Below are 14,752 nucleotides of genomic sequence, written 5' to 3'. Positions count from 1 at the left end.
CCAGGGTTACGTAGATGGGATTTCTCTTTTAAAATAAGTTAATTCGTGTTTAACTTGAAATCCCGATGCTTTATATAAATGGACTGCTTTTTCATTTTCTGCTCCAACACATAAAGTAATTTCGTTTAATGAGTCCTTAAAGATTAGATGATTTAAAGCCGCTCGTACAAGCTTTGTGCCAACTCCTTGTTTTTGATATTCAGGATTAACCGATACATATTCTATCGAGCCTTCTCCATGTTTTGGGTCAGCTTCAACATACACATATCCTTTTATCCCTTCATCTTTATCCTTGTAAATTAATAAGTGGTTATGATCATTTATGCGTCTTATGATTTCATCCGCTTTAAAATAAGTGTCTGGAAAAGATAGTTCATGTAGATTTACAAAAGAATCATAATAGGATGGACCATAATAAATAATCTCTTGTTCTTCTTCACAATCAATGTTATCTGCACTTGCATGCAAAATGAAATAATTTCCATTTTCGATGCTATTCATATCCAACACAAATTGTCTTACTAAGGTGTTTTCTGTATTTATAAAAAATGAATACTTTTTTACGTTCTTTTGGTTTAGAATAGACAGCTTGCTCCATAATTGAGTTGCTATAACTTGAAACCTCTCTGGATCTTTAACATAAGGACCCCACACTTCTGCCTGTTTATTTTCTTCGTCTATATCAAGGCCTAATGCTCCTAAGATTTCCTTATTTTCATATGCGACAATGAACGAATTTGAAGATTCTAAAACAGAAAAATCGCTAAGAAGTGTTTGGTAAATTTCATTTTCATTTTCTCCACAATAACCAATATGGTAGTTCGAATTACTATTTAAGCTTGCTAGAAAGTGTGCCAGTTTTTTTAAATCTGTTGGAATGGTAAATGTTATTGTCATTTTCTAACCCTCATTTGAAGTGATATTTGAATTCTCTGAAATTATTTATAATTTTAGAATAACAGAAACAACAAAAAATTTTCATTATTTATTTTCTTTGCAGTAGTCGTATAGCTCGTTCACTTTGAATATGATTCTAAGACATCACATTTCGGAGGGCTAATAAATGAATTCTTTAATTACCTATTTCCTATTAGGTGTTTCGTTAGCAGCACCTATCGGCCCTGTTAAGGCAACATTATTAAATACTGGTATTAAAAATGGGTTTTATCATGCTTGGTTTTTTGGTTTAGGTGCAATTGTAACAGACATACTTTATATGCTAATGGTGTATTTTGGAGTAGCCCAATTCATTGACTCTCCCTATATGAAGACATTTCTTTGGTCTTTCGGATTTTTTGTCTTAACGTATACAGGGATTGAAAATATCATGACTCTCCATACTATATCAACGGATCCAAAATTTCGAAAAGTTATCCGTTTAAGACACTCTATTTTAGCAGGGTTCTTAATGGCTTTAATGAACCCTTTAACTATTCTATTTTGGTTAGGGATTTATGGTTCGATACTTATTGGGGGAAATGGGAATTTAACTGGATATGAAGTGATCATTTACAGTTTAACCATATTAGTCGGTATCTCTTTAGTAGACTTAATAATGTCCATCCTATCGAGTAGCACGCGAAAAATCTTATCGAGCCCATTTTTGAAAATTATTTCCCTTATCTCCTCGTTATCCATGATTGGATTTGGAATATATTTTGGTATTCAAGCTTATCGTTCCCTTATAAATTTAATAAACTAAATAAAATATTTTACGTTTTTTAAAAAATACTTTCAAGGATAATACGTTGGTGCATGGGAATCATACCTGTAACAATAAGAAGTTGAGGTGTGATAATGAATAACATAAACAGAGGGGATTCACAGGTTAGTGTATGGTGTATCGTCAGCTTGGCATCAATCCCCCTCGTCATGACTCTTGGAAACTCCATGCTTATACCCGTACTACCTATTTTAGAGAAAAAAGTTGGAATTACATCTTTTCAATCCAGTATGATCATAACAAGTTATTCAATTGCTGCAATTTTACTTATTCCCGTAGCAGGTTATTTATCTGACCGTCTGGGAAGGAAAAAAATTATCTTACCGAGTCTTATTCTTGCACTTATTGGTGGTTTGATAGCTGGATATGCATCATGGAAAATGGAGAATCCTTTTACATGGATTATTATAGGAAGGATTCTACAAGGAATTGGAGCATCTGGAGCCATGCCAATAGTATTACCACTAGTCGGAGACTTATATAAAGATGATGATGAAAAAACAAGCTCGTGTTTAGGAATAATTGAAACTTCGAACACCTTCGGAAAAGTGTTAAGTCCTATATTAGGATCTGTTTTTGCAGCCATTCTATGGTTTTTACCGTTCTTTTCTATCTCTTTATTCAGCTTGATTTCCATTATCCTAATATTTTTCTTTGTTAAAGTGCCAAAAGACTCCGATGAACCTGTAAAACTCAAAGAATTTATTGGTAATGTAAAGAAAACATTCAAAAAAGAAGGTAAGTGGTTATTTACCGTATTTCTTAATGGAGCTTTCGTAATGCTTATATTATTTGGAGTTCTTTTCTTTTTATCCGAGATGCTAGAAATAACACACAACATAAAAGGGATTAAGAAAGGTTTCGTAATTGCTATTCCTCTACTGTTACTTTGTATTTCATCATTTATTACCGGTAGAAACATTAAGGGTGATATTAAGACCATCAAAAGAATGATGGTACTAAGTTTAATTATTACCTCTGCAAGTGTCGTCTTCGTCGGTTTTGTAAAAGAAAAACTTATTCTTCTATTAATCGTAACGAGTATTGTAGGTATTGCTATAGGTGCACTTTTACCCGTTCTAGATGCAATTATAACGGAGAACATTAGAAAAGAAGAACGTGGAACAGTCTCTTCTTTTTATAGCTCTGCAAGGTTTATAGGTGTTGCTGCTGGCCCTCCTATCATGTCTTTAGTAATGAAAAACTACCTCAATTTAAGTTATATTATTGGAGGGATCATTGGCCTTCTTCTTTTATTTTTGGTATTTAAATACGTTAAAGTTGATGAGTTTGAAAGCAAATCGACGTCAAAATAAAGAAAAGGATCGAACAGCATAATACGCTGAAGCGATCCTTTTTATATTATTTAATCTGACTTTAAACTAAAAATGATAAGGAATATTCCTGCAAAAAGACAAATAATTCGTGTAAGAGATATTTTTTCAGCTAATCCAGATAGTCCAATTGCTGTAGTAACGATTAAAACAGTTGGTCCAACTAGAGCAAGTAATGTATTAATATAAAATGCTTTTTCTAAATCATTAAATTTTAGCATAAATAAAGCAGCTGTTATTTCTATACTTCCTGAAATCAATCTTAGTAAAATGATAAAAAATAGCGCCTTTTCTATTAAAATGAATACCCGCTCCCCAACTTATTATAACCCACTACTATATATATACGAGTTAATACAAACGATTATGCAAATTAAAAAGGTGCTAAATCTAAAGTTGGGGTGTGGTAATATTGTTCAAACAATTTCACTGCACCCTTTCTTAATAAGGGCGCGATGATTTTCGCTACGGGTCGGACGCTTACCCCGGGCACGGCTTCAACTAATTTTTTTCAGCTCGTGCTGTTCCCGGTGGTGTCGTCTCCCTTTCGCTACATACAACGCTGCTATCCAAGATGATTTCCTACTTTTTTATATAAATGACTAAGTAAAATCTTCGCCTTAAAATACTCGAACATACGATAACCATTGTCATTTTAATAACTGAATTATTAATACCTTCTAAAAAACCATTCGAATAGGTAAATGCATAACTATTTAAATCTCTATATGCAAATTTTTATAAGTATTAATCGTTGATAGATTATGATATGGAAACTTGTTTTTTGGAAGCTTGTATAAGCTCGACTATTTTCTCCTTGTTATTCAAGTGGAACGCTTCAACTATTGCACTTCCCACAATTACACCATCTGTAATAGCACCCATGGATACTACTTGTTCTGGCGAGGAGATTCCGAATCCTGCGAGTACTGGAATAGGACATAGTTCTTTTAATAATATTAAATGTTGCTCTAGCTGTTCATCAAAACCATTTCGAACGCCAGTAATACCATTTACAGTAACTGCATAAATAAAACCTTCCCCTAATGCAATAATTTTTGCAATACGCTCAGGTGGGCTTGTCAAAGATACTAGCGGAACTAGTGCTATATCAGTATCTTGAAGGGACACTCTTAGTTGATTACTTTCTTCGACAGGTACATCCGGAACGATCAATCCAGCAATACCAATTCGTTGACAGTCTTTCGAAAATGTTTCTAAACCATAACTTAAAATCGGGTTGAAATATGTCATTAATATAAGTGGAATATGAACTTTTTCATGAAAAGAATCTAACGCTTGAATAATTAATCGAAGATTTGTACCATTGGCAAGTGAACGTTCTCCAGCTCTTTGTATTGTAGGACCATCTGCTACAGGATCAGAAAAAGGAATTCCCACTTCAATGGCCGTTGCTCCATTTTCTTGAAGAAAGAGAATTTGCTCTTGTAATAATTCAAGACCTCCGTCACCAGCCATTATATACGGAATAAACGCTTTTTCACCTTTTGTAAGTACTGCCTCAATTTCCGCTGTTAGTTTTGTTTTAATCATTTCCCTGCACCTCCTAACGCATCTCGTACTGTTTGAACATCTTTATCGCCACGTCCAGATAAACATATTACCAAAATTTGTTCTGCATTCATTTCCTTCGCTAATTTTGCAGCAAAATGAACAGCATGAGAACTCTCTAAAGCTGGAATAATACCTTCCTTTTTTGAAAGTAATTGTAGGCCTTCGAGTGCCTCTGAATCTGTTACAGATGTATATTTCACACGTCCTATATCATGTAAATAACTATGTTCAGGTCCAACTGCTGGATAATCTAAACCTGCTGAAATAGAGTGTGCTTCTTGGATAAATCCATTTTCATCTTGTAAAATATACATATATGCTCCATGCAATACGCCTTCTTTTGCTTCTGCAGTTGCTGAAGCATGTAAACCTGAAGCGATACCACTTCCGCCTGCCTCTACACCGTATAAAGATACTGTATCATCCTCAACAAAAGGGTGGAACATACCGATTGCATTACTTCCGCCACCTACACATGCAACTACAGCGTCTGGTAATCTTCCTTCCTTTTCGAAAATTTGCTTTCGAGTTTCAACACCTATTACACGTTGAAAATCTCGTACAATTCTAGGAAATGGATGTGGCCCAAGGGCAGAACCTAAAATATAGTGGGTATCTTCTACATTGGATACCCAGTACCGAAGTGCTTCATTGACAGCATCTTTAAGAGTCCCTGAGCCTTGATCAACTGAAACGACCTTCGCCCCAAGCAACTCCATCCGAAATACGTTTAATTCTTGTCTACGGACATCTTCTTTTCCCATAAAAACAACGCAATCCATGTCGAATAATGCACATACAGTTGCAGTTGCAACACCATGCTGACCTGCTCCTGTTTCTGCAACAATTTTATTTTTCCCCATACGTTTTGCAAGTATTGCCTGACCAATCGTATTATTGATCTTATGTGCTCCTGTATGGTTTAAATCTTCTCGTTTTAGGTATATTTTCGCTCCACCAATTGCTTGTGTAAGTCTTTCTGCAAAATAAAGAGGTGTTTCACGTCCACTATATTCCTTTAAATAGTAATTCAATTCTTCTAAAAAAGATGGATCCGCAATTGCCTCATCATACGCTAGTTCTAATTCATTCAATGCAGTCATTAAAGTTTCAGGAACGTACTGTCCCCCAAAACGACCATATCTACCAGCTTTTACTTCCTCATTAGTTTTGACCATTTGCTTCTCTCTCCTCATCTTTAACAGCTTTAATAAATGCTCGAATCAACTCGCTATTTTTTTTACCGTCTATTTCTACCCCACTTGAGACATCTACCATATAAGGATTTACACGTTTTATGGCCTCTTTCACATTTGTAGGATTTAATCCTCCAGCTAATATTATCTTTTCTTGCTTAACCTCGTGCCCTTTCATTAATCGCCAATCAAACACAATACCACTACCAGCTTGTGGGGCATCAAACAATAAATAATCTGTGTCGTACTGCTTGGCTCGCTCAACATCTTCCTCACTTCTTACAGAAAATGCTTTTATGGAAGGGTAATTATGCACTTGAATGAATTCTGGCGTTTCAATGCCATGGTACTGAACAATATCTAATGCTACTTCCCTTACAGTATCTTCTAATTCCTGAGCTGTAGGGTTAACAAATACCCCTACCTTTAATACGCCTACTGGAACCTCTTTGGCTAATTCTTTCGCCTGTTTAATCGTAAGTTTTCGTTTACTTGGTGCAAATACAAAACCAACTGCGTCAGCACCAGCATCAATCGCTGCTCTTACATCCTCTTTTTCCATCAATCCACAAATTTTTACTTTCGTCATTTGGCTATTACACCACGCTTCACTTGTAAAGAACTTATTGCATTTTTGATATCTCCACTTCTCATAAGCGATTCTCCTACAAGGACACCACTCGCTCCATATCCTGCAACTTTGGATGCGTCCTCAGAAGTCCAAATACCACTTTCACTTATTAATACACGTTCCTCATGGAAAGGAAAGATAGATGCAATTTCTTCGGTACGAGCTAAATCGACCTCAAATGTACGCAAATCTCGATTATTTACCCCAATAAGCTTCGCATCGAGCTGTAGGGCACGTTTCAATTCCTCTACATCATGTACTTCCATTAATACTTCAAGCCCTTGATCTTTTGCATACGAATAAAGTTTAGCTAACTCTTCTTCACTGAGCGCCGCTACAATAAGTAAAACAACAGAGGAACCTGCATTTTTAGCGTAATCTATTTGAATAGGATGTATTACAAAATCTTTACACAATATTGGGATTGGCACAGTTTGTGCTACCTCTTCTAAATCAGAAAAAGTTCCTTTGAAGAAGGGGGTATCAGTTAATACGGATATACAAGCAGCTCCAGCTTGGTAATAGGCTGTAGCTTGTTCGCTAGGATTTACACCTTCTGCTATCAATCCCTTCGACGGGGAAGCACGTTTTATTTCCGAAATTACTTGTAAATGATTATTTTGATACATAACTTCAAAAAGTGAAGGTCTTGTAATTTGTATATTTTTCTTTTGCAAATTCTCTTTCAACATTTCCTCAATTTGGTCCTTCTTCTTTTCTAGAATCTTATCTAAAATAGTTGTCATGACACAACCTCCTGCATAACCGCTTTTTCACTGAAAGCAATTACTGCCTCTAATTTTTCTAGCGCTTTTCCAGATAGAATAGTATCAGACGCTATTTTAACTCCTTCTTGGATAGTGCTTGCGATGCCGCTCGCAAAGAGGCCGATACCACTATTGAATAGGACGGTATCTAAATAAGGACTACTTTCTCCCTGAAGAACTTTTCGCATAATTTTTGCATTTGCTTCTCCGTCTCCTCCACGTATTGCTGTAACAGGGGCAGATGATAATCCAACATCATCTGGTGTAATGGTAAATGGGATAAGATCACCTTTGTCTACGAGAACCAATTTGTTTTTACCTGCTAAGGATGCTTCATCCATACCTCCAGCTCCACTTACGACAATAGCTCTTTCTCTTCCAAGTATTCGTAGTACTTCTGCATATTCCATCGTGAAATCTGTTCTATTTATTCCTGTATATTGTGTTTTAAGTGCCACAGGATTCGTTAAAGGTCCAACTAGATTGAATATAGTTGGTTTTCCTATTTGCTTTCGCGCATTACTAATACGTTTTAACTTTGGATGAACATTCGGTGCATATAAAAAAGTAAGACCTTCTTGTTTTAACAGTTCAATTGATGCTTCAGCCCCGATAGAAGGTTGAATTCCTATAGCTTCTAATACATCTGAGCTACCTGCTGCACTTGAGATTTTCCTATTTCCATGCTTGGCAATAGTCGCTCCGGAACTTGCAAGAACAAATGCTGATGTTGTACTAATGTTAAAGCTATTTAAACCATCTCCACCTGTACCACAGTTATCCATATACTCCCCTGGTGGTTCATTAAGCTGGATTGCAAAAGACTTCATTACTGTAGCAAGAGCAGCAACTTCCATAGCTGTTTCTCCTTTTTTCGAAAGAGCATTTAAAAAATCAACAATATCTTGTAAATTGGTGTTTTCTTGAAACATCAGACGAGATGCCTCCACCATTTCGTCATACAATAATTGCTCTTGCTTCTCTACTTTTTCAATAAAATCTCTCATCTCAATCTCTCCTCTTCTCATCTCAACTAAATTCTTATAATCAATATGCATTTGCATATCTGTGTCTCGATTTATTTAATGGGTTGTTTCTAATAAAAAATCTGAGACAACTGCAAGTGCTTTGATTTCTTAAAAACAAAAAAAGCCCTCTTCAAAGGAATTCAGAAGAATCCCTTTGAAGAGGACGGTTTTGACCGCGTTGCCACCTCTAGTTGGAGCTTAATGCTCCCACTTCATTATCCTGTAACGTAGGAAATACGTCCACCTCTAAAACGAATATTCGTTCTCAAGATAGCTCTCATAAGTCCATTCACACTAGATACAAATCAGTTCTCACCAGCCACTGACTCTCTTCATTGCAAACTAATGCTACTCTTCTTATTCAAACAATTTCTCAGCTATGCTCATCTAGTCTCGGCTCGTCTGTTCAATGGGCGAAACCGCTCTCGGTTCCTTCTACCCGTATCCGAACATAAAAGTTACTACTATGATAGTAGGAATACTTACAATTGTCAAATTATATTTTTATAATAAATTATTTAGTGTAGCATTTATTGGTTTGGAGAAGCGTTAGCTCAATTCCTATAGAAAAAGCTAGACAGACGTGACCCTGCAGGAGCGTAGCGAGTAACTGAAAAAATCCTCAATGAGATATCATGACAGTATGTGAACCAAAGTTTTCACATACTGATTTTTATGTTAGACCCGTTAAATTACGTTCCAGGCGGACGCATTCCGCCGGCATGGCTTCAGCCGCTTCCTTCACTACGCTCAGTCCAGGGTCTTCACCTCATGCACCTGACGCTTCGCTTTCGGTGCAGAAAACATTTGCTATTCCGGCTGGAGTCGCCGCCTTCCACTTCAATTAACTATTATCCCCTTTTCAATTACGAAATCTTCATACATAATAGAGCAAGTTTTTATCACTTATATTTCATTAGTATTTATAGAAAATCGTTGAAAAAGTCGACACTCCTGCGGGAATAGCGTTAGCCGAAGACCCCGCAGTTGAGGGGAAGGCGATCTAAGTTCGCCGCATCCTGCTCCTGCGCAAAGCTCGTCGCAAAAGAACTTTTGCGGCAACGATTGCATGACCAACATCGTGTTGGGCCAAGCGAGCTCGCCGCACGCCCGCGCAAAGCGAGCGGTAAGCTTCTGAAAGCCTGATTTCTCTATCGCATAGTTTCAATTTTTCGGAACAAGTTGTATTAATATTGTATGATTTCCTATTACAATTTCTGTACCAACCATTTCATTTTGAGTAAATGTTAAACTATTCATCAACAAGTTTTGTTGCAGCATGTTCTTAAACTTTTCAATTACAATTTGTAGCTCATCATCCGTTTTTACTATTATATCTACACGCATATCTATTGGTAGCTTTAACTGTTTTCTATATGACTGTATCGCTCTTATTAATTCACGTGCCATTCCCTCTTGAATCAGTTCTTCGGTTAATGAAAGGTCTAATGTAACTGTATAATCGCCACTAGTAGCAGAAGCATAGCCTTGCTTCGCTACTTTTTCAATCTGCACATCTTCTACTAAAACTTTTAATTCTTCAGCGTTTCTCATATTTAAATAACCAATTTGTATAAATTTTTTCACTTGTTCTTCGTCTAAGTTTTGTAGAAAAGTATTAATTGCATTAGATTGATTTCCAAACTTCGAACCAGATTTTTTAAAATTCAGCTTTAATTTAGTAAAAACAAACTGATCATCATTATCTATTACTCGAAATAGCTTTACATTCAACTCTTCTTTGATGATATCTTCATATAAGTCCCAGTTTACATCTTGATGCGAACTCATTAGAGATAAACTACCTAATGGTTGTTTTATTTTCAATGAAGTTGTATTCCTTATACTCCTTCCTAACTCCACTACTTGAAGGACTGCATCCATTTCTTTCTCAAGCTTATGATTTATGAAGTGTTCTTCAGATTTAGGAAAATCTGATAAATGTACACTTTTACCTGTCAAGTCCATAAACACATCTTCTGCTATAAACGGCGTTAATGGTGCTAATAATTGACTAGTTTTTGTTAAAACTTCATAGAGCGTTTTATATGCAGCTGCTTTGTCCGAATTCATGCCATTTGACCAAAATCGTTCTCGTGATCGTCTAACATACCAATTGCTTAGTTCTTCTAATAGCTTTGCGATTTCCCTTGCAGCGTTTGTAAAATGATAAGCATCAAAGTTCATTCGAGCTATTTTAATAGTGCTATGCAATCGTGATAATATCCATTCATCCAATTTGTTATTTTTTACTTCATATTGCTCATCTGGACTATAGTTATCCAAATTAGTATATAAAGAATAGAAACTATGCACATTATCTAATGTATCGACTAATTTGGATTTAGCCTCTTGTACAATCCGTTCTGAAAAACGTTTAGTATTCCATGGTGCACTGTCAACTAATAACGCCCATCTTAATGCATCTGCTCCGTATTTTTGAATTAACTCTACTGGATCTAGTGCATTCCCTTTACTTTTAGACATTTTTTGTCCATTTTCATCTAAAATATGACCTGTAGAAATTACACGTTTATAAGGTGCTTTTCCCGTAAATAAAGTGGATACGGCGAGTAAGCTGTAAAACCACCCTCGAGTTTGATCGATTCCTTCAATAACTACGTCTGCAGGAAATTGTTTTTCAAATAACTCTTTATTTTCAAAGGGATAGTGATATTGTGCAAATGGCATTGAACCACTATCAAACCAAACATCAATTACTTCAGGTGTTCTAATCATCGTGCCGTTACAACTTACACAATTCAACTTTATGTTATCTACATATGGTTTGTGCAATTCAATGTAATCAAAAGGCTGTATTGAGAGAAGTTTTAATTCTTCAATACTTTTGGGTGCAATTTCATGCTTACATTCCTCACATTCCCAAATATTCAGAGGTGTTCCCCAATAGCGTTTTCGACTGATGTTCCAGTCTACCATCTGCTCTAAAAAGTTTCCAAACCTGCCATGTTTAATATGCTCTGGGTGCCAAGTGACACCTTCATTATTACGTAAAAATTGATCTTTTAGAGCTGTTGTTTTGATAAACCAGCTTTCACTTGCATAATACAAAAGAGGCGAATCACAACGCCAGCAATGCGGATAACTGTGTTCGTATTTTTCTTTATTGAAAAGTAATTCTCTTTCCGCAAGATTACGAACAATATCCACATCACAATCTTTTACAAACCTTCCTTCAAAACCTTTTACATCAGAAGTATACATTCCTTTTTCATCTACAACATTGATGAAGGATAATTCGTTTTCTTTCACTACTTTATAATCCTCTTCTCCGTAAGCTGGAGCAATATGAACGATGCCTGTTCCACTTTCTGATGATACATAATCAGCCAATACCACTTTATGTCCTTTTTCCACATCAACAAAATTAAATAGAGGTATATAAGAAATATCTTTTAAATCTTCCCCAAAATGAATAGAAAGTATCTCAAAATCTTTTGTTAATACAGTGCTAGCTAAAGCTTCCGCAACAATATATATGTTTTGCCCTTGTTTTGCTCTAACGTATTTCATCGAAGGGTTAACTGCCAAAGCAACATTTGCTGGTAATGTCCAAGGAGTCGTTGTCCATCCTAGAAAATATTCATTTTCTCGATCTGTTATTTTAAATTTTGCGGTAGCAGATAAGTCTTTCACAGTCTTATAACCTTGTGATACCTCATGTGAGCTAAGAGAAGTTTGACAACTAGGACAGTATGGAGAAACCCTATGACCCTTCTGAAGTAATCCTTTTTGATGAATTGTACCTAGTATGTTCCATTCACTTTCAATATAAGTGTTACTTAATGTTAAATATGGGTCATCCATATTTACCCAATAACCCAGCTGTTCAGTAAAATTTCGCCACTGCTTTTCATAAGTAAATACACTTTCTTTACACTTTTCAATAAAAGCCTCTACACCATACTTTTCAATCTCGCTTTTCCCAGAAATGCCTAATTGCTTTTCTACTCCAAGCTCGACTGGTAAACCATGTGTATCCCAACCAGCTTTACGTATTACTTGATATCCTGTCATTGTTTTATACCTTGCAACGACATCTTTAATTGTCCGACCTAATGCATGACCTACATGAGGTAAGCCATTAGCAGTAGGTGGTCCTTCATAAAAGACAAAAGACGGGCTATCTTCTCTGTACTCAATGGATTTCTTAAAGGTTTCACCTTTCAACCATTGCGCTCGAATCCGTGCTTCTCTTTGTAGAACAGTTTCTTTTTCGTTCGATTTAACCATTCGATATCACTCCTATTTTTATTAATAAAACATACAAAAAACCCGTCCCTGTATAAAGGGACGGGTTTAACCGTGATACCACCCTAATTCTATTGGAACTCTCGTTACACAATAGCACTTAGCCACGTACAATCATACGTGTTCCTTTTAACGGTAGACACCCGGTCTCACTTACTCATTTTCAGCTCGACTTCTCAGAGAGGATTTTCATCTATGAACTGAACACCGACTTTCAGCATTTGCCGGCTCTCTTTGGAACAGTTTCAACAACTACTTTTTCTCATCAACGAATTTGTATGGTTTTATTGTGGATAAATTTAACATACATCAAATTGTTCTGTCAATTTAATATATGCTTAATTTGTTCCAGTTACTCAAATTATTTTCTAACTTTATCTACTCCAGTATTATTTTGAAAATAAATCAAAAAATCTGTCCATTCATCATTTTCAATAGAAAACTCTGATGAAACCATCCGATTTTAGTATATAGCCACCCGATTATTTGAAAGATCCAACCGATTAATCAGTTGAACCACCCGATTTTCCATGGGAACCATCCGATTCTCACTAATTTTACATAAAGATGAACCCAATTTATGTAATATGGTTAAAACTAACAAGACACTCATAAGTTTGTTGGAGCCAAGAGGAAGAATCTATTCAATGTCTCCTTCAAGCTAATGAGTGTCACGTTTCAGTACTCAAAATCTCTTCACTTGTAAAATTTTCAAATATACGAATTTTCTATAGTTGTTGGTCTTGGAGTTTCTTCTTCGACCATCTGTTTTGAATTAATTGTAAAGCTCAAAGCTAAGATGGCCATGCTAGAAAGGGCTAAAAATACAATTCTCTTTTTCAATTTATAAATCCTCCCATTTATTAATAAATTTTTCTTTAAATAAAATCTGATTTGATTTTTGATAATATAAACCAGCTGCTTTAAATTTATTTTGTTTAAAATAGTAATTTGCTAATAAAATAGAATACTTTTGAACATGTCGATCATCTTGGATATTTTCAAAATGATGGATAGCTTCTTTTAGTACCAGTTCAAGTTCTTCGGATAAACTATGGAAAGTTCTATATATTTCTATATGAAAATAATATGAAATATTTTCATTGCTAGAATTTTTTCCCACCTCTATCCTTTCTAAGCCTTTTTGACACCAGTTTAGAACTTGTTCATGATCCGCTTGCTTTGAATACTCTTTAATAATGGAAAGAATAGTTATTAGGTATCTTTCTGTATTACATATTTTTTCCTTGGATCTCAAACTACGCTCATAGAACTCAATGGCTTTTTCATGACTCCCCTGAATAGCGTGTAATGAACCTAGATTTTGATAAATCACCCCCTCATAGTGTATAAGTTTATAATCTATTGCTAGCTTTCCAGCAAAATTATAATTCTTTTCTGCTTCTTCATATTTCCTCATTCTTTTATGTGAAATTCCTATAACGATGAAATTATCAATTGCTCTTTCGAACAAGAGATTGTCCTTATAGTAGACCAAAGATTTAGAAGCATAGTTTATTGCGTTAAAAAATTCATTGCATTTAAAGTACGTTAAGCTTAGTACATTATAGTAATCAGCGATCTCCCATTCTTCATTTGTTTCCTTATTTACGAATTTTAATGATTTTTCCAATTGATTTAATGCCTTTTGATAATTTCCATCCAAATAATAATACAGTCCAAGATTAAGATTCATAACAAACTTTTGTTTATCGTCTAAATCATCTTTTATTTTCACAAGAACGTTGTAGGTCGTTTGAAGGTTATCTTCCTCTTCGTTTAAAATTAACTGGAGACGAAACATAAATAGGTGATAACTATAGAAATTATTTAATTGTAAGAAGTAATGCTTTCTTTTCGTAAACTCTTTCAAGGATGTTCTTATTAAATTTTTATCCCTGCTCAAAATGCCAGTTTCATACAGCTCAAATAACAATGCAATTACCTTATTTTCTTCTTCACTTGAAACTTGATCTATTTCTATTTTAAGCCTTTTGAGTAAAAGCCTTATAACTTCGTCACTTGGAACTGTTGTATTATTTTCAATTTTGCTTAAATAGGATGTAGAGCAGATTCCCTTGGCCAATGTGTTTTGTTTCATACTTTGGTTTATTCTTTCTGATTTTATTATATGACCTATACTACTCATTTTCTTCACCCCTTATGAATTAGTAATGTACTAATTCTTGAAATAAAATAAATATCCTTTCTTAATCGCTCGACTCA

At 35.2% G+C, this 14,752-nt stretch carries 12 protein-coding genes and 2 other annotated features; of the genes, 2 read left to right on the top strand and 10 right to left on the bottom strand.

Features of this window, described 5'->3' with window-relative positions; genetic code table 11:
• Positions 1-6: 6 nt before the first annotated feature.
• Entirely contained in the window at positions 7-897 is an 891-nt protein-coding gene (locus tag PGC35_RS06740; protein WP_375218619.1) for a GNAT family N-acetyltransferase, read from the bottom strand.
• Positions 898-1,063: 166 nt separating this feature from the next.
• Here PGC35_RS06740 and PGC35_RS06735 point away from each other — a divergent pair, with 166 nt between their 5' ends.
• Both PGC35_RS06735 and PGC35_RS06730 read left to right on the top strand, forming a co-directional pair.
• Positions 1,064-1,702 (top strand): LysE family transporter, encoded by a 639-nt coding sequence (locus PGC35_RS06735; RefSeq protein ID WP_056829825.1) that lies wholly within the window; start codon positions 1,064-1,066, stop codon positions 1,700-1,702.
• Between the two features lie 95 nt (positions 1,703-1,797).
• Complete coding sequence (locus PGC35_RS06730) at positions 1,798-3,039, top strand: MFS transporter (RefSeq protein WP_375218618.1); 1,242 nt, start codon at positions 1,798-1,800, stop codon at positions 3,037-3,039.
• Between the two features lie 50 nt (positions 3,040-3,089).
• On the opposite strand, the gene PGC35_RS06725 is transcribed toward PGC35_RS06730, so the two are convergent.
• The 9 genes from PGC35_RS06725 to PGC35_RS06685 form a co-directional block, all read right to left on the bottom strand.
• A complete protein-coding gene (locus PGC35_RS06725) occupies positions 3,090-3,359 on the bottom strand; it encodes a YqhV family protein (protein WP_053589571.1) in 270 nt (89 codons plus the stop codon).
• A gap of 460 nt (positions 3,360-3,819) precedes the next feature.
• Positions 3,820-4,611, bottom strand: a complete 792-nt coding sequence (gene trpA / locus PGC35_RS06720; RefSeq protein ID WP_375218617.1) for a tryptophan synthase subunit alpha — start codon at positions 4,609-4,611, stop codon at positions 3,820-3,822.
• On the bottom strand, positions 4,608-5,810 hold the full coding sequence (gene trpB / locus PGC35_RS06715; protein WP_275786901.1) for a tryptophan synthase subunit beta: 1,203 nt from the start codon (positions 5,808-5,810) through the stop codon (positions 4,608-4,610). Before trpB ends, trpA begins: the two co-directional genes overlap by 4 nt.
• Positions 5,797-6,417 (bottom strand): phosphoribosylanthranilate isomerase, encoded by a 621-nt coding sequence (locus PGC35_RS06710; RefSeq protein WP_275786904.1) that lies wholly within the window; start codon positions 6,415-6,417, stop codon positions 5,797-5,799. Before PGC35_RS06710 ends, trpB begins: the two co-directional genes overlap by 14 nt.
• Positions 6,414-7,205, bottom strand: a complete 792-nt coding sequence (trpC, locus tag PGC35_RS06705; protein WP_375218616.1) for an indole-3-glycerol phosphate synthase TrpC — start codon at positions 7,203-7,205, stop codon at positions 6,414-6,416. The genes PGC35_RS06710 and trpC overlap by 4 nt, the downstream gene beginning before the upstream one ends.
• Positions 7,202-8,233, bottom strand: a complete 1,032-nt coding sequence (gene trpD / locus PGC35_RS06700) for an anthranilate phosphoribosyltransferase (protein ID WP_375218615.1) — start codon at positions 8,231-8,233, stop codon at positions 7,202-7,204. The genes trpC and trpD overlap by 4 nt, the downstream gene beginning before the upstream one ends.
• Positions 8,234-8,410: 177 nt before the next feature.
• Positions 8,411-8,628 (bottom strand) — a binding site (T-box leader).
• A gap of 790 nt (positions 8,629-9,418) precedes the next feature.
• A complete protein-coding gene (gene ileS / locus PGC35_RS06695) occupies positions 9,419-12,508 on the bottom strand; it encodes an isoleucine--tRNA ligase (protein WP_375218614.1) in 3,090 nt (1,029 codons plus the stop codon).
• A 53-nt stretch (positions 12,509-12,561) separates the two neighbouring features.
• Positions 12,562-12,804: a binding site (T-box leader), on the bottom strand.
• Between the two features lie 433 nt (positions 12,805-13,237).
• Complete coding sequence (locus PGC35_RS06690; protein WP_375218613.1) at positions 13,238-13,369, bottom strand: hypothetical protein; 132 nt, start codon at positions 13,367-13,369, stop codon at positions 13,238-13,240.
• 1 nt (position 13,370) lies between these two features.
• Positions 13,371-14,675: a tetratricopeptide repeat protein gene (locus PGC35_RS06685; RefSeq protein ID WP_375218612.1), complete on the bottom strand. Its 1,305-nt coding sequence runs from the start codon at positions 14,673-14,675 to the stop codon at positions 13,371-13,373.
• Positions 14,676-14,752 lie beyond the last annotated feature (77 nt).

It is taken from the genome of Psychrobacillus sp. PGGUH221 (assembly GCF_042055255.1).
Taxonomy (GTDB): Bacteria; Bacillota; Bacilli; order Bacillales_A; family Planococcaceae; genus Psychrobacillus.
Note: the sequence above shows the minus strand (reverse complement) of the source record. Positions and strands in the feature narration are given on the sequence as shown.

Coding starts and splice junctions, on each gene's coding strand:
- PGC35_RS06740 (WP_375218619.1), bottom strand. CDS start 897: ATGACAATAACATTTACCATTCCAACAGATTTAAAAAAACTGGCACAC.
- PGC35_RS06735 (WP_056829825.1), top strand. CDS start 1,064: ATGAATTCTTTAATTACCTATTTCCTATTAGGTGTTTCGTTAGCAGCA.
- PGC35_RS06730 (WP_375218618.1), top strand. CDS start 1,798: ATGAATAACATAAACAGAGGGGATTCACAGGTTAGTGTATGGTGTATC.
- trpA (WP_375218617.1), bottom strand. CDS start 4,611: ATGATTAAAACAAAACTAACAGCGGAAATTGAGGCAGTACTTACAAAA.
- trpB (WP_275786901.1), bottom strand. CDS start 5,810: ATGGTCAAAACTAATGAGGAAGTAAAAGCTGGTAGATATGGTCGTTTT.
- PGC35_RS06710 (WP_275786904.1), bottom strand. CDS start 6,417: ATGACGAAAGTAAAAATTTGTGGATTGATGGAAAAAGAGGATGTAAGA.
- trpC (WP_375218616.1), bottom strand. CDS start 7,205: ATGACAACTATTTTAGATAAGATTCTAGAAAAGAAGAAGGACCAAATT.
- trpD (WP_375218615.1), bottom strand. CDS start 8,233: ATGAGAGATTTTATTGAAAAAGTAGAGAAGCAAGAGCAATTATTGTAT.
- ileS (WP_375218614.1), bottom strand. CDS start 12,508: ATGGTTAAATCGAACGAAAAAGAAACTGTTCTACAAAGAGAAGCACGG.
- PGC35_RS06685 (WP_375218612.1), bottom strand. CDS start 14,675: ATGAGTAGTATAGGTCATATAATAAAATCAGAAAGAATAAACCAAAGT.